This is a genomic window from Tatumella sp. JGM91, assembly GCF_018257575.1.
GTDB classification, from domain to species: domain Bacteria; phylum Pseudomonadota; class Gammaproteobacteria; order Enterobacterales; family Enterobacteriaceae; genus Tatumella; species Tatumella punctata.
Map to the genome: position 1 here is coordinate 238,044 of NZ_JAERJP010000001.1, position 20,018 is coordinate 258,061.

The window sequence follows — 20,018 nt, forward strand, 5'->3', positions numbered from 1 at the left end:
AAATGCCTTGTGTGGATTGAAATACAGCAGAAAGTACGGTGCCGGTGTTGAATATTTTTGCGGGGTAACTTATGAAATGTGTAACAGATATTCGCCCGCGAAGCTATCTCTTATGGCTGGCGATATTGCTTAGCGGATGCCACTCGCCGCCTATTGAACAACGTCAGGGCTACAGTGTTGACCACCAGATAACGGCGGCAGGACAACAGCCACGGGTACAGATGGCTGTTATTCATTATACGGCAGAAGATAATGCCCGTTCTTTAGATATTCTCTCCCGGGGTAAGGTCAGTGCACATTATCTGATCCCGGAGATGGCCGCACGGCAGCAGATAAACGCCGACAGTTATCAGCTGGTACCGGAAACACAGGTTGCATGGCACGCGGGCAACAGCCGCTGGCGGGGCCTGTCTCATCTGAATAATATTTCAATCGGTATTGAACTGGTTAACCAGGGGTATTACCGAACCCCGGCAGGTTACCGCTGTGATGCTTATTCACCCCGGCAGATTGCGGTGCTGACAGCATTGCTGCAGGATATTATCGCCCGCTATGCCCTGCGACCGCAGAATATTGTCGGCCATAGTGATATTGCACCGCTGCGTAAACAAGACCCCGGTCCCTGCTTTCCGTGGGAGAAACTGGCAAAAGCCGGGGTGGGGGCATGGCCTGACAGCCAGAGTGTCCGTTTCTGGCTGGCAGGCCGGCAGCCGAGACAGCCTGCCGACCAGCGTGTTCTGCTGGGGTTGTTAAACCGTTATGGTTACCAGAGCGGAGATACGCTCTCTGCCTCTCAGCGTCAGATGCTGATTAAGGCTTTCCAGATGCACTTCAGGCCATCGCTGATCTCAGGCCTGGCGGATGCACAAACTGAGGCTATCGCACGGGCTTTGTTACAAAAATATGGCGAATAATTATCCGGCTGAACCGTCTGGTAACTGGCGGAGAAACGCTTTCCAGGCCGAGATTACCTGTTGTAACGCTTCGCGGCGGGTTTCGATATGGGTGACCAGCCGGGTACGTGGTGAAAAACTGATGCGGATGGCGTGCTGATCCATCCACTGTTGTAACGGAAGGACCATGCTCTCTGGCAGCCGGATAAACAGCATATTCGTGTGCTGGCTTTCTACTTCAACCCCCAGCTCAGTCAGCTGCTGTGCCAGCCAGCAGGCGTTATCATGGTCTTCAGCCAGCCTGTCGATATTATGGTCCAGTGCGTAAATCCCCGCAGCTGCCAGTATTCCGGCCTGACGCATGCCGCCCCCGGTCATTTTTCGCCAGCGGCAGGCTTCTTCGATAAACTCATGGCTGCCACACAATAAAGACCCGACAGGTGCGGCCAGCCCCTTTGATAAGCATATGGACAGGCTGTCACAATATCGGCTCAGGCCCTCCAGAGGCTGACCCGTGGCGACTGCCGCATTAAATATACGGGCACCATCAATATGCAATGCCAGCTGCTGTTGCCGGGAAAAATCATACACTTCTTTCAGCCAGGGCAAGGGTAATGCTTTGCCCTGATGTGTATTTTCGATACTGATCAGCCGTGTGCGGGCAAAATGGATATCACGGGGTTTGATGGCTTGACGTATCTCGTCAAGTGGCAGTGTACCATCCTCGCAGGCGGTCACTGGCTGGGGTTGTATGCTGCCCAGAACAGCAGCACCGCCGGCTTCATATTTATAATTGTGGGCCTGTTGTCCGGCAATATATTCATCACCACGCTGGCAATGGCTGAGCAAGGCAGCCAGGTTGGCCTGGGTACCGGAAGGAAAAAATAATGCGGCCTGTTTACCGCTTAATGCTGCTGCTTTTTCCTGTAGTGCATTGACGCTAGGATCATCACCATACACATCGTCCCCGGTGGGTGCAGACATCATTTTACGTAACATCTCCGTACCCGGCCGGGTAACGGTATCACTTCGTAAATCAATCACTGGCTACTCCGCAGTTGCTGAAAAGGTGCCCGGCAGCGGGCAGAAACAGCAGCCACTGTCAGCGGCTGCTGTTCACTTTTATCGTAACCAGTTGGTTTTTGCCAGATCTATAATTTCATCGCCGCGGCCGTTAATAATAGCCCGCAACATATACAGACTGAATCCTTTCGCCTGTTCCAGTTTTACTTTCGGCGGCATAACCAGCTCTTCCCGCGCTGTAGTGACATCTACCAACACGGGGCCGGGATGATCAAAAGCCCGGCGTAATGCATCACTCAGTTCTGAGGCTTTTTCAACATGGATCCCTTTAATATTACAGGCTGCAGCTATGGCAGCAAAATCAGGGTTCTCCAGTTCAGTACCTTCTGTCAGAAAGCCGCCAGCCTTCATTTCCATGGCGACAAATCCGAGGACACTGTTGTTGAAAATAATCAGTTTTACCGGCAGGTTATGCTGAGCAATAGATAATAAATCGCCCATCAGCATAGCAAAACCACCGTCACCGCAGAGCGCAACGACCTGTCGCCCGGAGTCAGCGGCCTGTGCCCCGATAGCCTGTGGCATGGCATTTGCCATTGAGCCATGATTAAAGGATCCCAGTAAACGGCGTTTACCGTTCATTTTCAGATACCTGGCCGCCCAGACAGTCGGCGTGCCGACATCACAGGTAAAGATGGCATCGTCACTGGCCAGTTCACTGATCTGCTCTGCCAGATACTGGGGATGGATGGCCTGTTTATCATTAGGAATGGCCAGTTCATCAAGGGCTTTGCGTGAGTCCTGGTAGTTGACTACCGCATTGTCGAGGTGCTTACGGTTTCGCTTCTCATCCAGACGTGGCAACAGTAACTGCAAGGTTGCTTTTACTTCACCGACCAGAGGTAAATCAACATGGCAATGGGCTCCCAGACTGCCGGCTGAAATATCCAGCTGAATCACGTTGGCCGCGGACGGATAAAATGCCCGGTACGGGAAGCGGGTACCCAGCATCAGTAAGGTATCGGCATTTTTCATTGCGTGATAACCGGAGGAAAATCCGATAAATCCGGTCATACCGACATCATAAGGATTATCGTATTCGAGGTATTCTTTGCCCCGTAAGGCATGAACGATCGGCGCTTTAAGTCGCCCGGCGAGTTCAATCACCTCATGACGGGCACCGGCACAGCCGCTGCCACATAACAGAGTGATGTTTTTTGACCGGTTAAGTATTTCTGCCAGGGTATTGAGTTGCAGCAGGGAAGGTACAGTCACAGGCAGTGCCGGAGGATACCACTCAGCAACCGCATTTTCCGGGGCGGCGGACAAGGCGATATCTCCGGGGAGCACAATGACCGAAACTCCGCGATCCAGAATCGCCTTACGCATTGCTATTGCCAGTACCAGCGGCAGTTGTTCAGGGTTAGAGATCATTTCACAATAATGGCTGCATTCTTTAAATAATTCCCCGGGATGAGTCTCCTGGAAATAGTTACTGCCAATTTCACTCGAGGGAATATGGGCTGCGATAGCCAGCACCGGAGTATTATTACGGTGACAATCAAACAGACCATTAATCAGATGTAAATTTCCGGGGCCACAGGAACCGGCACATACGGCAAGCTGACCGGTGATCATCGCTTCGGCGCCGGCCGCAAAAGCGGCGGCTTCTTCATGACGGGTGGACATCCATTCAATGGTTTTCAGGTTGTTCAGGCTGTCATTGATACCGTTCAGTGAGTCTCCAGTGACTCCCCAGATACGTTTTACACCGGCAAGCTCCAGACTTTTAACAATAAATGAGGCAACAGTACTTTTCATTTCAACCCCCGAAATGGTGTGTGCAGTAACAGCAGAGACAATTTTTCAGCAGAAATAATGAACAAAAGTGTAGCGCATATCATGCACATCAGTGGCCGACAGCACGTATTTATCCGGTCACGGGGCTGTCAGGAGCTTACCGTCGAATACCGGATACCGGCGCCGGCGGGGGGGAATGTTGGCGAAAAAAGCTGTGCAATCAATACCGTTATGAGTACGAAAAAAACCGGACAGGGTACGGGGATGAATGGAATGCTTTGCAACACAGACACTGCCTGAATTTAACGCACTGTGCGGGACAGTTTGCACAGCCCATAGGATTATGACAGATTAGCCTCAGATTCACTGATAGGGATAATCAGGCTTGCCTGGTTACCTTTCGCGCCTGTGCTGGCATTAAAATTCACTTTCTGTCCTGCTTTCAGTGTCTTATATCCTTCCATCTGAATGGTGGAGTAGTGTGCAAAAATATCTTCGCCCCCTGCATCCGGGCAAATAAAACCAAATCCTTTGGCATTGTTAAACCACTTTACAAAACCTGTTTCCATGTGACGATGCCTCTTACCTGAAGTGCAAAATTAAATGAAGATGGCTGTGGGCAGGATAGCCACCTGATGAAAAAACAGACAATACGTTAACTGTGACTATCCCTTTACCGCGAAATATCGTCAAGAAATTCAGCCGCAACAGCAGTGATAATTACTCAAACTTTGAAGCAGTTAACGCTATAGCATCCTGATCCGGCCCGCGGTTTATATTCATCAGTATGGTTGCGGGCTGCGCATCGTTTTTAGGGCATGGTAGACTTAACTGATAGATCTTACGCAGAGTAATGAATAATTCAGTGGAATATTATGGCGAACACTAATGACTGGCTTAATTTTGAACAACTTGCTGACGATAAGACCCGTGAAGAACTGAAGCCACCGTCACTGTATAAGGTTATTTTGAACAATGACGATTATACACCTATGGAATTTGTTATTGACGTACTGCAAAAGTTCTTTTCTTATGATACTGAACGCGCAACGCAGTTGATGCTGGCGGTGCATTATGAAGGAAAAGCCGTTTGCGGAGTGTTTACTGCCGAAGTAGCAGAAACAAAAGTCGTCAGAGTGAACCAATACGCAAGAGAAAATGAACATCCTTTGCTATGCACTCTGGAAAAAGCTGATTAAGCCTCCATATCTGCAGGTATATATCAGAGCGTTAATTGAGGGGGAGGTGCCTTATGCTCAACCAGGAACTGGAACTCAGTTTAAATATGGCTTTCGCCAGAGCGCGGGAGCACCACCATGAGTTTATGACCGTGGAGCATCTGTTACTGGCGCTTATCAGTAACCCGTCGGCACGCGAGGCCCTTGAAGCCTGTTCGGTGGACTTGCTGGTGCTTCGTCAGGAACTTGAAACCTTTATTGAGAAAACCACACCGGTATTACCGGAGACCGGGGATGAACGGGATACCCAGCCAACCCTGAGTTTCCAGCGTGTTTTACAGCGCGCCGTCTTCCATGTGCAGTCATCCGGCCGCAGCGAAGTGAATGGTGCCAACGTACTGGTGGCTATTTTTAGCGAACAGGAGTCTCAGGCGGCTTATCTGTTACGTAAGCATGAAGTCAGCCGACTGGATGTTGTGAATTTTATTTCTCATGGCACCCGTAAAGACGAAACTGACAGTTCGCCGGATACGGAACACCAGGCCACAAACGAAGAACAGAGTGCAGGCGGGGAGGAACGTATGGAAAACTTCACCACCAATCTGAATCAGCTGGCCCGGGTGGGCGGCATCGATCCGCTGATCGGCCGCGATAAAGAACTGGAGCGGGCAATTCAGGTCCTGTGTCGTCGCCGTAAAAATAATCCGCTGCTGGTGGGCGAATCCGGGGTGGGTAAAACGGCTATTGCTGAAGGACTGGCCTGGCGAATTGAACAGGGTGATGTGCCGGAAGTCATGAAAGACTGTACCCTGTATTCGCTGGATATCGGTTCTTTGCTGGCCGGAACCAAGTATCGTGGTGATTTCGAAAAACGTTTTAAAGCGCTGCTGAAACAATTAGAGCAGGATGAGCACAGTATTCTGTTTATTGATGAAATCCATACCATCATCGGTGCGGGAGCTGCTTCCGGAGGGCAGGTCGATGCAGCAAACCTGATTAAACCGCTATTATCCAGTGGCAAAATCCGGGTGATGGGTTCGACAACTTATCAGGAGTTCAGCTCAATTTTTGAAAAAGACCGTGCTCTGGCTCGTCGTTTCCAGAAAATTGATATCACAGAACCTTCGGCCGAAGAAACTGTTCAGATTATTAACGGCCTGAAAGCAAAATATGAAGCACACCACGATGTCCGCTATACGGCTAAAGCGGTACGGGCCGCCGTTGAGCTGGCGGTGAAATATATTAATGATCGCCATCTGCCGGATAAAGCCATTGATGTGATTGATGAAGCCGGGGCCCGTGCGCGTTTAGTTCCCCAGAGTAAACGTAAAAAAACGATCAATGTGCAGGATATCGAATCTGTTGTCGCACGTATTGCCCGAATCCCGGAACAAAGCGTCTCGGCGACAGACAAAGATACGCTGCGTCAGCTGGAATCCCGGCTGAAAATGCTGGTGTTTGGTCAGAATAACGCAATTGATGCCTTGTCCGAAGCCATCAAAATGAGTCGCGCCGGACTGGGGCATGATCATAAGCCTGTGGGGTCTTTCCTGTTTGCCGGGCCGACCGGGGTTGGTAAAACCGAGGTGACTGTACAACTGGCAAAAGCGCTGGGAATTGAACTGTTGCGTTTTGATATGTCTGAATATATGGAACGTCATACGGTCAGCCGGTTGATCGGCGCGCCTCCGGGATATGTCGGTTATGACCAGGGCGGATTACTGACCGATGCCGTGATCAAGCATCCTCATTCGGTGGTATTGCTGGATGAAATCGAAAAGGCACATCCGGATGTGTTTAACCTGTTATTACAGGTCATGGATAACGGGACGCTGACGGATAACAATGGCCGTAAAGCAGACTTCCGTAATGTAGTGCTGGTGATGACGACCAATGCCGGGGTCCGCGAAACTGAGCGTAAATCTATAGGGCTTATTCATCAGGACAATAGCACCGATGCTATGGAAGAGATTAAAAAGACCTTTACGCCGGAATTCCGCAACCGTCTGGATAATATTATCTGGTTTGATCATTTATCCAGTGAGGTGATTCATCAGGTGGTGGATAAATTTATTGTCGAATTACAGGCTCAGCTGGATCAGAAAGGAGTTTCGCTGGAAGTGAGCGATGAAGCCCGGGACTGGCTGGCAGAAAAAGGCTATGACAAAGCAATGGGTGCCCGACCAATGGCCCGTACGGTGCAGGAAAACCTGAAAAAACCGCTGGCGAATGAATTACTGTTCGGATCATTAACAGAGGGCGGGGCGGTGACAGTGGCGCTGGATAAAACCAGCAACACATTAACCTATCACTTCGAAAGTGCGGAAAAGCGTAAGGCAGCAGGAACAGTACATTGATGCCGTAGTGACTGACAGTAAAACAGAAGGCCGGAGTTTCCGGCCTTTTTTTATGCCGCTATTTCAGGCAAAAAATTTACTGAATATTAGCGACTACGGAAGACAATGCGACCCTTGCTCAGATCATAAGGAGTCAGTTCAACAGTGACTTTATCGCCGGTCAGAATGCGGATATAGTTTTTACGCATTTTGCCAGAGATATGAGCGGTAACCACGTGACCGTTTTCAAGCTCAACGCGGAACATGGTGTTAGGCAACGTATCCAGTACGGTACCCTGCATTTCAATATTGTCTTCTTTGGCCATCGAATCCTCTGAATGGACTAGCTAAATTTAAATCGGCAAGATAATGCCGAATTATGGTATCTAAGTAAAGAATTGTTGGTGCTTTTACCAACAGTTCGTTATGCGTCATGTAAAAACATGCACATTGTCCGGAAATTAGGGTGTTGTGACGTCAATTATGGAAACAGCCACAGGCAGCGGAATAGCAAGTCGGGGAAAACCTTCCTTGTTGTTCTTTTGTACCCGGCAGGCTTAATTTCCAGCCGCTTTTGAGAGAGTAGTTTCGAAAAAGCTAACGACATAACAAGCACACGCAGTCTATCACTTTTCCTGCGGAATGTATGCAAAACATTACACCCCGGTCAAATCAGCTCATCCGGATACCAGCAACCGGCAGAAAGACTGCATTTCTGCAGCTGTTCAATCATTTGCAGATAGTCGCGGCGCGGAATTTGCCGGGCACCCAGCGAAGCAGTATGCGGGTTAAGGATTTGGCAATCAATCAGTCTGCCGCCATGGGCCAGGAAGTGCCGGCAGAACAACATTAAGGCGGTTTTAGATGCATTTTCTGCGCGACTGAACATGGATTCGGCACAAAATAACTGGCCTGATGCCAGCCCATATAATCCGCCGGCCAGTTGTTGCCCGGACCAGACCTCGACAGAGTGAGCCACCCCGAGACTGAACAGTGTTAACCAGGCACTGATCACATCATCAGTGATCCAGCAGCCATCAGTCCGGCCAGTCGCACAGCCGCGGATCACCCCTTCAAAATCCTGATCTACTGTCACCCGATAGGGTGAGTGCCGGTGAAAGCGTCTCATACTGCGGCTGAGGTGAAACTCTTCCGGATATAAAACTGCCCGCGGATCCGGCGACCACCATAAAATGGGGTCATGTTCGGAGAACCACGGAAAAATACCCTGCCGGTAAGCACTCTGCATTCTCTGCGGGCTGAGATCTCCGCCAAAAGCCAGCAGCCCCTCCGGTTCTCTGAGTGCGGTCGACGGGGCAGGGAATAACAAGGAATTCTGCTGCAATTGTGGTAAATGAAATGTCATGATTCTCTGCTCACTGATCCCTCAGACGCTGGCTGAATTGCCAGTAACGCCCCCGGTGCTCCAGTAATTGCCGGTGATGACCCTGTTCAATGATTCTGCCGTCCTCCAGTACGCAGATGCGGTCCATTTCTGTCAGCCCGCTCAGGCGGTGTGTGACCATAATCAGCGTTTTATCGCGGGTAACCTGTCGGAGTAAGTGCAGAATTTGTTGCTCAGTTGTGGCATCAAGCCCCTCGGTTGGCTCATCCAGTAACCAGAGTTCCCCCTGATGCAGCATCGCCCGGGCAATAGCTAAACGGCGCAATTCGCCCCCGGAGAGGGTTCTGCCGCCTTCGCCCATCCAGCCGTTCAGGCCTTCACCCTCCAGCAGGCTATGCAGCCCGGTCTGTTGTAATACCTCTGTCAGATCACTGTCACTGCTGTGCGGGGACGCCAGCAGCAAATTATCCCGTAAGGTCTGATTAAATAAAGCCACACGCTGTGTAACTACGCTGGTACGCTGGCGAAGAGTGGCTTCATCCCATTCTGTCAGTGGCAGATTATTGAAACTGATCCCGCCTTTATCCGGGTCAGCTGCACGGGTGAGCAATTGCAACAGCGTAGACTTCCCACATCCAGTCAATCCGAGTAAGGCTATTTTCTCACCGGAATCCACTTTCAGGCTCAGATCGTTAAGTACCCATTGCCCCTGACCCGGATAGCGGAAACCCAGGTCAGTGACCTGTATGGATATCTGGCCTGGCGTGGCCGGTGACGCTTCAGGAAAGACCACTGCCGGAGCTTGTTGTAACAATTCGCTTAAACGGCTGGCGGAAAGTATTACCCGCGAAATATGCAGAAAAGACGAGGCGACCGGGCCGAGAGATTCAAAAGCAGCCAGGACACAAAAGACAAACAAAGCCAGTAGTGTCGGGTTATTGTCAGGTCCGCTCAGCCATTCGCCCCCCAGCCAGAGCACAATACAGACACTGATCCCGGTAATGATCATCAGCACACTCTGAGACGCGGCGGTTAATGCATGCTGGCGTTGCTGGGCCGCGATTAATTGCTGGCCGGTTGCAGACAATTGCTGTTGCCAGCTTTTCTGATGCTGGTAAATTTTAAGTTCAGCCATGCTGCTCAGCCAGCGGGTCAGCTGTAGCCGGTATTCTGCATTCAGGGCGGTCAGATCGTGGCCTGAAGATTTCCCCAGCCGGTAAAACAGCGGCGGCAGGATCAGCAGGGTAAGCAGCATAATCCCTCCTGTCACCAGTGCCAGTGACAGGCTGAGAAAGCTGAGACCGGTGGTCACCGCAACGATGACGCACAGAGCCCCGATCAGCGGTGACAGAACACGCAGATAAAGATGGTCCAGATTATCGACATCAGCGACAAAGCGGTTCAGTAAGTCTCCCTGGCGAAACGTTGCCAGGCCGGCAGGGGAGAGGGGGAAAAGTTTACTGAAAGTGTAGACCCGCAGGTGTTGCAGTACGCGGAATGTACCGTCATGGCTGACTAACCGCTCAAAATAACGGGCTGCGGTACGGATAATCGCCGCACCACGTACCCCTGCGGCCGGCAGCATATAGTTGAAACTGTACAGACCGGCAGTACCTGCCACCGCTGAGGCCGCAAGGAACCAGCCCGACAGTGTCAGCAGACTGATACTGGCCAGCAGGGTAAGGATCGCCAGTATCACCCCGAGAGTCAGCTGTAACCAGTGGCGTTGCCATAAACGCAGAAAAGGCAGTAACGTTTTCATGACTGTAACTCCTTGCTGCGATGCTGCAACATGTCGCGAAAAGCACCCGGTGTGGCGGCCAGTTCCTGCCAGCGACCACGCTGGATTATCTGACCGCGGCCCATTACCCAGATCTCATCCCAGTCCTGCAAGCCCTGAGGCTGATGGGTGATCATCAGGGTTGTTTGCTGTAAAGAGGCTTGTTGTAACGCCCGCATAACTTGCTGTTCACTGCGGCTGTCCAGGCTGGCTGCGGGTTCATCCAACAGCATCAGGCTGGCGGGTAACAGTAATGCCCTCGCGACGGCGATACGTTGCGCCTGTCCGACGGATAAACCACTGGCATTATCACCGATAGCCGTTTCAGCCCCCTGCGGTAACTGACGGATAAAGTCATGGATACCTGCAGAATGCAGTGCCTGCTGAAATTGTTTATCGTCACAGGCCCGGCCGAAAGTAATGTTTTCGCGGAGGGTTGTTTCCGGCAGAACCGGATTTTGTCCAACCCAGGCGATATTTTTCTGCCAGTACTCCGTGTCCGTATCGCGTAATTCGCTGCCATTAATCGTCAGTGATCCGGTATAAGGTAAAAAACCAAGCAAGGCATTCATCAGGGATGTTTTACCGGCACCACTGGTCCCGAGCAGAGCAACTCTTTTCCCTGCGGCGAGGGTAAAATTCAGGGGCTCCGTCAGGGGCTGGCCGCTGGCAGTGGTGACGACCATATTGGTGGCCACCAGTGCCACCGCGCCTTGCCATTGCGGGCGCAGTGATTCAGTCGCGGTGCTTTTCTGCGGGCTTTGCCGGAGAAATGCTTCAAGCACATCAGCAGCGCCAACTGCCTGTGCTTTAGCATGATAAAAGTTGCCAAGATCGCGTAATGGCTGGAAAAACTCAGGAGCCAGTATTAATACCAGGAATCCGGCAAACAGGGTGACACCGCGATGATAATCGCCGAAATGCAGCACACCAAGATAGGAAAACCCGAAATAAACCGCCACCACCGCGATAGAAATGGCCGCGAAAAATTCCAGTACAGCAGAAGATAAAAATGCCATCCGCAGGACTTCCATCGTCCGCTGGCGGAATTGCTCAGAGCTGTCGGCGATGGCTTGTTGTTCTGCCTGCCCCCGGTGAAAAAGGCGCAGTGTATCCAGACCACGCAGACGGTCCAGAAAATCACCGCTGAGACGGGCAAGGGCATGAAAATTTCTGCGGTTAGCTTCTGCCGCGCCCATTCCGACCATCGCCATAAACAGGGGGATCAGCGGCGCAGTACAAAACAGAATTAAGGCGGCGGCCCAGTTAACCGGGGCCAGCACGATCAGAATCATCAGCGGAATTAAGGCAGCCAGGGACATCTGTGGCAGATAACGGGCGTAGTAATCCTGCATATTTTCGATCTGTTCCTGCAGCAGGGTCGTCCAGCTGCCCGTGGGGCGCGTTTTAACCCATACCGGCCCGCAGCTTTCCAGCCGGTCGATAATTTGCTGGCGAATAGCCTGCCGGATTGCCATACCTGCCCGGAATCCAAAAAGTTCGCGAAAGTAATGTAACAGAGCGCGCAACACAAAACAGCCGGCAAGGACCAGCAGCAACGGCAGTGTGTTTACGGGAATCTGCTGTTTCAGGATGAAGTTTTCCAGCAGGAGTGCCAGTAAACCGGCCTGGACAATAATCAGTACGGCACTGAAGACCCCGCTGATAACCGAAAGACGCAGCCAGCGGCCACCGTAATGTCTTTGTTGTTTTAGCCAGCGAAGTAAAAACTGTTGTCGGGATTTATTCATTGGATTCTGCTAAGTGAGAGTCAGCTACCGGCGGTGATAATTAATATCCCCTTGAAAAGTACCGGTACTCTAGCATGGCAGACAGCAAAAAGGCGACAGTTTCACCGTCGCCTTTGTCATAAGAATAGCGTAACTATAATGAATGGTTATTCTGCCAGACCATCCAGATACCGCTCTGCATCCAGGGCTGCCATACATCCGGTTCCGGCAGAGGTAATGGCCTGACGGTAGGTATGGTCCATAACGTCTCCGGCGGCGAATACACCGGGAATGCTGGTCTGAGTGGCATTGCCGTTCAGACCGGACTGCACAACAATATATCCATTATTCAGTTCAAGTTGATCGGCAAAAATAGCGGTGTTCGGGCTGTGTCCGATAGCGATAAATACCCCGGCGACGTCGATCTGTTCAGCGTCAGTACTGCCATCGGTAGGCATCAGGCGAGCTCCGGTAACACCCATATCATCACCGGTTACGGCATCCAGAGTGCGGTTTGTATGTAAAACGATATTGCCGCTGGCGACTTTTTCCATCAACCGGTTAATCAGGATCTTTTCTGCGCGGAAAGTGTCGCGGCGGTGAATCAGGTGTACTTCTGAAGCGATATTCGACAGGTACAGGGCTTCTTCTACAGCGGTGTTCCCGCCACCGACCACGGCGACTTTTTGCTGACGATAGAAAAATCCGTCACAGGTTGCACAGGCTGATACACCCTTACCTTTGAACTCTTCTTCGGAAGGCAAGCCGATATAACGGGCCGACGCTCCTGTCGCAATAATCAGTGCATCGGCAGTATATTCACCGCTATCGCCGATCAGACGGAAGGGACGGTTTTTCAGATCGACAGTATGAATATGATCAAACACGATTTCTGTATCGAACTTGACAGCATGCTCGTGCATACGTTCCATCAGCGCCGGACCCGTCAGCCCCTCAGGGTCACCAGGCCAGTTTTCGACGTCAGTCGTGGTGGTCAGCTGTCCGCCTTTTTCCACACCGGTGATCAGTACAGGTTTCAGGTTAGCGCGCGCAGCATAAACCGCTGCGGTGTAACCCGCAGGCCCGGAACCCAGGATAAGTAATTTACTGTGTTTGGCCATGCTTTATTTCCTCAATAAATAGCCCGCAGGCAAATAATTCTGTGATTGTAGGCAAAGTGACGATTGAAAAAAAGAGTTCCGCGGATGAGATTACTTATTATTGCAAACGTTAAAAGTAATCGTTAATCAGCAAAAGCAGGGTTATGAGGTAATTTTGCCGTGTTCTGACAGATAAAATAGCCCAAAACAGCCTCTTCAAAACATGACAAACGGCAGGTTACGGAATGATGTACTGAAATTGTATGTTTTACTTTGACAATCGCCTGCTGTTTTGCGAAAACATGGGGGGAAGCAAATCATGTTCAGTGAATACAGACCGCGCGAGTGTTGGTCCGAAACACTGAATATATACACCTGAATAGAATTTAGCGCCTTTCAGCGTGGACAGACAGTGAAAGGTGCTGAAAACACGAATACAGCAGGTAGTTGCTTTACCATAATTCATGCCCTGAATCATGAAACGATTAACGGGCAGGTAGTCTTAGGGAAGGAAAAAGAGAGACAATAATAATGACAGACAACAAGAAACGCCCTGGCAAAGATTTGGATCGCATTGACAGAAACATTCTGAACGAGCTGCAAAAAGATGGCCGTATTTCGAATGTTGAGCTTTCAAAACGTGTCGGGTTATCACCTACGCCATGCCTTGAGCGGGTTCGCCGCCTCGAACGCCAGGGTTTTATTCTGGGTTATACGGCGTTACTCAATCCACATTATCTGGATGCTTCGTTACTGGTTTTTGTTGAGATAACTCTGAATCGCGGGGCGCCTGATGTTTTTGAGCAGTTTAATGCTGCGGTACAAAAACTTGAGGAAACTCAGGAGTGTCACCTGGTATCCGGCGATTTTGATTATCTGCTGAAAACCCGTGTTCCCGATATGTCGGCATACCGTAAATTACTCGGTGAAACCTTGCTACGCTTGCCGGGTGTGAACGATACCCGTACCTATGTGGTGATGGAAGAAGTAAAACAGAGCAACCGTCTGGTGATTAAAACTCGCTAAATCAGGCAGGTGCAAAAGCGTTAGCAATTAGGTACACTCCTGTGAATTCATACAGGGACAGTGCTAATACCGGTGCTGTTCCTCTCTTTAGTTGACAGGCACCTGGAGAGTTCACTTGAGCCAGGAATATACAGAAGACAAAGAAGTATCTCTTACCCCGCTGAGTAGCGGGCGGCGGCTGCTGGAAGCTTTACTTATTCTGGTAGCTCTTTTTGCTGTTTATCTGATGGTGTCGCTGGTCAGTTTCAATCCCTCTGACCCCAGCTGGTCTCAGACTGCCTGGCACGAACCAATTCATAACCTTGGCGGCAGCCCCGGCGCATGGCTTGCGGATACCCTGTTATTTGTTTTCGGGGTAATGGCGTATGCTATTCCGCTGGTGATCCTTGGCCTGTGCTGGATAACCTTTCGCCACCGCAACTATGAAGACTACATTGATTATTTTGCTATCGGTTTACGCCTGATAGGGGTGCTGGCTTTAGTGGTCACTACCTGTGGTCTGGCGGCGATAAATGCAGATGATATCTGGTATTTTGCTTCCGGGGGGGTTATTGGCAGCCTGGTCAGCAGTGCGATGGCGCCATATTTAAATCAGGCCACAGGTACCCTGGTGCTGTTGTGTGTCTGGGCGGCAGGTATCACCCTGTATACCGGCTGGTCATGGCTGACGATTGCGGAAAAAATTGGTGGCGCGGTAATGTCAGTACTGACCTTTGCCAGCAACCGTTCCCGCGGTGATGAATACGGGGATGATGAAGATGATGCTGAGGTGTTTGAGCAGGGGCCGGCGGCAATAAAAAAACCGGCAACAGTGCCGCCAGGGGACGTTGTTGCAGACCCGTTACTGCGTAACAAGCAGCCTGCGTCAGCAGCATCATTTTCGGAAGTTCATCCTGCTGCTGAAGCTACGGATGAAGATAATGATCCGTTATTCAGTTCACTGGCAACAAACAGCCATACAAAAAACGATGATCCTTTGTTTAGTATGCCTGTGACACTGGGCAGTGAGGATGACAATGATCCGCTGTTTAGTCCGTCACGCTGGTCTTCACCGTCTGAATCTGCAGAGCACAGAGACGCTGTTATGCCTGCTGAACCGCTGGTTCCTGAAACAAACGAGGGTGCTGCTACACAGAAACATCCATCCCCGTCCCGGCCGGAGCCTGCTGTTGCACGTCAGGCGTATACTGCGCCGACAGACAGTATAACAACAGCACCACTGCCACCGCGTTATCACTTTGACGTCCCTGAATCTGTCGTCGTTCCTGATGCTGTGGCTGTGACCGCCGCGCGGGCTGAGTCAGTAACAGCTGCTGTGCATGAACAACCCGTTGCTGCTGCAACTGCTGCGACAGTGGTCAAACCTGCGGGACAGTCACCGTTTGCAGTCGCTGCCAGTATGGGAAAATTATCCTCTCAGACAGCGGTTGCAGATAAAACCCGTGACAACAATCCGCAGGTAAAAAAAGGGATTGGCGGGCCTGAGTTGCCACGACCAAATCCGGTGCGTTTACCCACCCGCCGTGAAATGGCGTCTTATGGAATTAAACTGCCCTCACAGCGGATGGCAGAAGAAAAAGCACGCGAAGCGGAAAAAGCGCATACAGGCGGCTTTGATGCCTCCTGTACGGATGAGGAAGCTGCTGCATTTGAACAGGCAGAATTAGGTCAGGCATTCGCAAAACAACAAACTGAGCGTTATGGCCATACAGATGACGATGATGCGACTCAGGATGAAGATATGTTGCAACAGGCAGCACTGGCCCGTCAGTTTGCCGAGCATCAGCAGCAGCGTTACCGGGATGTTCCCGCACCAACGCCTGCCGGGCCGGAGCCGTCGGTAGCATCAGTATCCGCTGAAACATTATCTGCATTCGACTTTTCGCCGATGAAAGACCTGGTCGATGAGGGGCCCGGTGAACCTTTGTTCACTATCGCCCCTGCGACTGAACCAGAACCGGAAGTCCCCGCAGCTGCACCTGAAATGCCCGTGTCAGCACCTGTGGATTCGCACAGTCCGAATTTGTCTGCTGCCCGTCCGGCGGTGACCCCGCAGCCAGCAGAAACCACTGCTGTTCAGGGAGCACAACCGGCAGCCAGCAGCCAGCAGCAAAGCCTGTTCCATCCGTTCCTGGTTCGTCATGAACAGCCGCTGGAAAAACCATCCACACCGCTGCCAACGCTGGATTTACTGACGCCTCCTCCGTCGGAGGAAGAACCGGTCGATATGTTCGCCCTTGAGCAGACAGGTAAACTGGTCGAAGCACGGCTGGGCGATTTTCGTGTGAAAGCGGAAGTGGTTGGCATTTCTCCCGGACCGGTGATCACCCGCTTTGAGCTGGACCTGGCGCCGGGGGTGAAAGCTGCCAGAATTTCTAATTTGTCGCGGGATCTTGCGCGTTCTTTATCGGCGGTAGCGGTGCGTATTGTTGAAGTTATCCCCGGCAAACCTTATGTCGGTCTGGAGTTACCGAACAAACATCGTCAAACCGTTTATTTGCGTGAAGTGCTGGACTGTGCAAAATTCCGGGATAATCCGTCACCGTTAGCGGTCGTACTGGGTAAAGATATTGCCGGGCAGCCGGTGGTGGCTGATCTGGCGAAAATGCCTCATTTGCTGGTGGCCGGTACTACAGGGTCAGGTAAGTCAGTTGGTGTAAATGCGATGATCATCAGTATGCTATACAAAGCAACACCTGATGAAGTTCGTTTTATTATGATCGACCCTAAAATGCTGGAACTCTCAGTGTATGAAGGTATACCTCATTTGCTGACAGAAGTGGTTACCGATATGAAAGATGCAGCCAATGCGTTGCGCTGGAGTGTCGGAGAAATGGAACGCCGTTATAAACTGATGTCCGCGCTGGGAGTACGTAACCTGGCAGGTTATAACGAGAAAGTAGAGCAGGCTGAAGCCATGGGGCGTCCGATTCCTGATCCGTTCTGGAAACCGGGAGACAGTATGGACACGACGCCACCGGTCCTGGAAAAACTGCCTTACATTGTGGTTCTGGTGGATGAGTTTGCCGACCTGATGATGGCCGTAGGTAAAAAAGTTGAAGAACTGATTGCCCGCCTGGCTCAGAAAGCACGTGCCGCAGGAATACATCTGGTGCTGGCAACCCAGCGACCGTCGGTGGATGTTATTACCGGTCTGATTAAAGCTAATATTCCAACCCGTATTGCGTTTACCGTATCCAGTAAAATAGATTCAAGAACCATTCTTGATCAGGCTGGCGCTGAATCTCTGCTCGGGATGGGCGATATGTTGTATATGCCACCGAACTCATCGATGCCGGTGCGTGTCCACGGTGCCTTTGTTCGTGATCAGGAAGTTCATGCAGTGGTGCAGGACTGGAAAGCCCGTGGTCGCCCTCAGTATATTGACAGTATTACGGCGGGTGATGAGAGTGAGAGTGGCTCCGGCGGCGGTGATAATAATGGTGAAGAACTTGACCCGTTATTTGACCAGGCGGTCGGATTTGTAGTGGAAAAACGCCGGGCCTCTATTTCCGGGGTCCAGCGTCAGTTCCGTATTGGTTATAACCGTGCTGCCCGTATTATTGAGCAGATGGAGGCTCAGGGAATTGTCTCTGAGCCTGGTCATAACGGTAACCGTGAGGTTCTGGCACCTCCGCCCCATGAAATGTAATTCACCGGGATATTAGCTAACCAGCAATGGGCCAGAGTTTTCTGGCCCATTGCTTATCTGCTGTACCATCTCCATAGTGTGGCTAACAGCTTTCAGTTTTTTCTCCTGTCGGAATCATATGACAGTGGCTAGGGTAATAATGCCTGATCGGAATAACAGAATAAGGAAGAAGATGAAATGATAAAATATCTGCTTGCTACAGGTGCCGTAACCTTGCTGATGTCAGCCAGTGTGCTGGCAGATGATGCTGCCGGATTACAGGCCCGGCTGAATAAAGTCAGCAGTTTTCATGCCGCGTTTAGCCAGAAGGTCACGGATGGTTCCGGTAATAATGTCCAGGATGGTGCCGGTGAATTGTGGGTTAAGCGTCCCAGCCTGTTTAACTGGCATATGACAGCCCCTGATGAAAGTACCATTATCTCCGACGGTAAAACGTTATGGTTTTATAACCCGTTTGTTGAACAGGTGACGGCCAGCTGGCTGAAAAACGCCACCAGTAATACCCCGTTTATGCTGATTGCCCGTAATCAGTCATCGGACTGGAAAAATTACAATGTCAGCCAGCAGGGGGATAATTTTGAACTGACACCGAAAAACAACAACAGTAATCTGAAGCAGTTCACCATAAATGTCGCGCCTGACGGGACTATCCGGCAATTCAGCGCCGTTGAACAGGACGGGCAGCGCACCAGCTATCAGCTGAAAAACCAGCAAAATGGTGCAATAAGCCCTGACAAATTTACATTTACTCCGCCAAAAGGCGTTACGCTGGATGACCAGCGTCAGTGAGGTGACAGTGGATACTCTTTCCCTGGATTTTTCTGCCAGTGAATTTCAACCTCTGGCCGCGCGGATGCGGCCACAGACACTGGCAGAGTATAGCGGTCAGCAGCATTTGCTGGCGGCGGGGAAGCCTTTACCCCGCGCCATCGAAGCTGGCCATCTGCATTCGATGATCCTGTGGGGGCCACCAGGGACCGGCAAGACGACCCTGGCCGAAATTATCGCCCGTTACGCGGATGCCAGTGTGGAACGGATATCGGCGGTAACCTCCGGGGTAAAAGAGATTCGCGAAGCGATTGAAAGGGCCAGACAGAGCCGGCAAACAGGTCGCAGGACGATTTTATTTGTTGATGAAGTTCACCGTTTCAATAAAAGTCAGCAGGATGCCTTTCTGCCCCATATTGAAGACGGCACCATTACTTTTATCGGGGCAACGACCGAAAACCCTTCCTTTGAGCTTAATTCAGCACTGTTGTCACGGGCACGGGTATATTTACTGAAGTCTCTGACCGCAGAAGATATTGAACAGGTTATCAGCCATGCCATGGAAGATAGCCGCCGCGGGCTGGGGGGACAGAACATTGTACTGCCGCGGGAAACTCGACGGATGATTGCGGAACTGGTTAACGGGGATGCCCGCAGAGCCCTGAATACCATAGAAATGATGTCTGATATGGCTGAACCGGATGCACAGGGGCAACGTCTGCTGACGGCTGAGTTACTGACTGAAGTTGCCGGTGAGCGATCGGCCCGCTTCGATAATAAGGGCGATCGTTTTTATGATCTTATTTCTGCTCTGCATAAATCGGTACGGGGTTCGGCTCCGGATGCAGCTTTGTACTGGTATGCGCGGATTATTACTGCAGGGGGCGACCCCCTCTACGTTGCCAGGCGCTTGCTGGCAATAGCGTCAGAAGATGTCGGTAATGCTGATCCCAGAGGGATGCAGGTGGCGTTAGCGGCATGGGATTGCTTTACCAGGGTAGGGCCGGCAGAAGGTGAACGGGCAATAGCGCAGGCGATTGTTTATCTGGCCTGTGCTCCGAAAAGTAATGCCGTCTATAGTGCGTTTAATGCCGCCATGCGTGCTGCCAGAGAACATCCTGATTATGATGTTCCCGAACATTTACGTAATGCGCCGACCAGGCTGATGAAAGAGATGGGGCTGGGCAAAGAGTATCGCTACGCACATAATGAACCTAATGCCTATGCCGCCGGAGAAAATTACTTTCCTCCTGAAATGGCAGGTTCGCACTATTATTCACCAGTTGAGCGCGGATTTGAGACTAAAATCGCAGAAAAGCTGGCATGGCTGGCCGAACAGGACCAAAATAGCCCGACAAAACGCTACCGCTGACAAAAACATTGCGGT

The 20,018-nt window shown here is 51.2% G+C and carries 15 protein-coding genes; 7 read left to right on the forward strand and 8 right to left on the reverse strand.

Annotated elements, in window-relative coordinates; all coding sequences use genetic code 11:
* Positions 1 to 71 precede the first annotated feature (71 nt).
* A complete protein-coding gene (locus tag JK198_RS01215) occupies positions 72 to 914 on the forward strand; it encodes an N-acetylmuramoyl-L-alanine amidase (protein ID WP_249212912.1) in 843 nt (280 codons plus the stop codon).
* On the opposite strand, the gene ltaE is transcribed toward JK198_RS01215, so the two are convergent.
* The 3 genes from ltaE to cspD all read right to left on the reverse strand — a co-directional run bounded on the left by ltaE (position 915) and on the right by cspD (position 4,285).
* Complete coding sequence (ltaE, locus tag JK198_RS01220; protein ID WP_212706719.1) at positions 915 to 1,937, reverse strand: low-specificity L-threonine aldolase; 1,023 nt, start codon at positions 1,935 to 1,937, stop codon at positions 915 to 917.
* 78 nt (positions 1,938 to 2,015) lie between these two features.
* On the reverse strand, positions 2,016 to 3,737 hold the full coding sequence (gene poxB, locus JK198_RS01225) for a ubiquinone-dependent pyruvate dehydrogenase (protein ID WP_212706718.1): 1,722 nt from the start codon (positions 3,735 to 3,737) through the stop codon (positions 2,016 to 2,018).
* A 320-nt stretch (positions 3,738 to 4,057) separates the two neighbouring features.
* Positions 4,058 to 4,285 carry a cold shock domain-containing protein CspD gene (gene cspD, locus JK198_RS01230; protein WP_212706717.1) on the reverse strand — a complete coding sequence of 76 codons (228 nt, stop codon included), beginning with the start codon at positions 4,283 to 4,285 and terminating at the stop codon, positions 4,058 to 4,060.
* Positions 4,286 to 4,591: 306 nt separating this feature from the next.
* Between cspD and clpS the strand changes: the two genes are divergently transcribed.
* Both clpS and clpA read left to right on the forward strand, forming a co-directional pair.
* Positions 4,592 to 4,915, forward strand: coding sequence for an ATP-dependent Clp protease adapter ClpS (clpS, locus tag JK198_RS01235; RefSeq protein WP_212706716.1), 324 nt, complete (start codon positions 4,592 to 4,594; stop codon positions 4,913 to 4,915).
* Positions 4,916 to 4,968: 53 nt separating this feature from the next.
* Positions 4,969 to 7,251, forward strand: coding sequence for an ATP-dependent Clp protease ATP-binding subunit ClpA (gene clpA, locus JK198_RS01240; protein WP_212709913.1), 2,283 nt, complete (start codon positions 4,969 to 4,971; stop codon positions 7,249 to 7,251).
* Between the two features lie 86 nt (positions 7,252 to 7,337).
* Here the strand turns inward: clpA and infA are convergent, their stop codons facing one another.
* The 5 genes from infA to trxB all read right to left on the reverse strand — a co-directional run bounded on the left by infA (position 7,338) and on the right by trxB (position 13,206).
* On the reverse strand, positions 7,338 to 7,556 hold the full coding sequence (gene infA / locus JK198_RS01245) for a translation initiation factor IF-1 (protein WP_002211347.1): 219 nt from the start codon (positions 7,554 to 7,556) through the stop codon (positions 7,338 to 7,340).
* Between the two features lie 341 nt (positions 7,557 to 7,897).
* Entirely contained in the window at positions 7,898 to 8,596 is a 699-nt protein-coding gene (gene aat / locus JK198_RS01250) for a leucyl/phenylalanyl-tRNA--protein transferase (RefSeq protein ID WP_212706714.1), read from the reverse strand.
* A 10-nt stretch (positions 8,597 to 8,606) separates the two neighbouring features.
* Positions 8,607 to 10,337 carry a cysteine/glutathione ABC transporter ATP-binding protein/permease CydC gene (gene cydC, locus JK198_RS01255; protein WP_212706713.1) on the reverse strand — a complete coding sequence of 577 codons (1,731 nt, stop codon included), beginning with the start codon at positions 10,335 to 10,337 and terminating at the stop codon, positions 8,607 to 8,609.
* A complete protein-coding gene (gene cydD / locus JK198_RS01260; protein WP_212706712.1) occupies positions 10,334 to 12,106 on the reverse strand; it encodes a cysteine/glutathione ABC transporter permease/ATP-binding protein CydD in 1,773 nt (590 codons plus the stop codon). The genes cydC and cydD overlap by 4 nt, the downstream gene beginning before the upstream one ends.
* 146 nt (positions 12,107 to 12,252) lie before the next feature.
* Positions 12,253 to 13,206, reverse strand: coding sequence for a thioredoxin-disulfide reductase (trxB, locus tag JK198_RS01265; protein ID WP_212706711.1), 954 nt, complete (start codon positions 13,204 to 13,206; stop codon positions 12,253 to 12,255).
* 510 nt (positions 13,207 to 13,716) lie between these two features.
* Between trxB and lrp the strand changes: the two genes are divergently transcribed.
* The 4 genes from lrp (at position 13,717) to JK198_RS01285 (ending at position 20,003) form a co-directional block, all read left to right on the forward strand.
* On the forward strand, positions 13,717 to 14,211 hold the full coding sequence (gene lrp, locus JK198_RS01270) for a leucine-responsive transcriptional regulator Lrp (protein ID WP_038019770.1): 495 nt from the start codon (positions 13,717 to 13,719) through the stop codon (positions 14,209 to 14,211).
* Positions 14,212 to 14,326: 115 nt separating this feature from the next.
* The gene (locus JK198_RS01275) at positions 14,327 to 17,863 is read left to right on the forward strand and encodes a DNA translocase FtsK 4TM domain-containing protein (RefSeq protein WP_212709914.1); all 3,537 of its coding nucleotides are present in this window, start codon (positions 14,327 to 14,329) and stop codon (positions 17,861 to 17,863) included.
* Positions 17,864 to 18,040: 177 nt separating this feature from the next.
* Entirely contained in the window at positions 18,041 to 18,652 is a 612-nt protein-coding gene (gene lolA, locus JK198_RS01280; protein WP_212706709.1) for an outer membrane lipoprotein chaperone LolA, read from the forward strand.
* 7 nt (positions 18,653 to 18,659) lie between these two features.
* Positions 18,660 to 20,003, forward strand: a complete 1,344-nt coding sequence (locus JK198_RS01285) for a replication-associated recombination protein A (RefSeq protein ID WP_212709931.1) — start codon at positions 18,660 to 18,662, stop codon at positions 20,001 to 20,003.
* Positions 20,004 to 20,018: the final 15 nt, after the last annotated feature.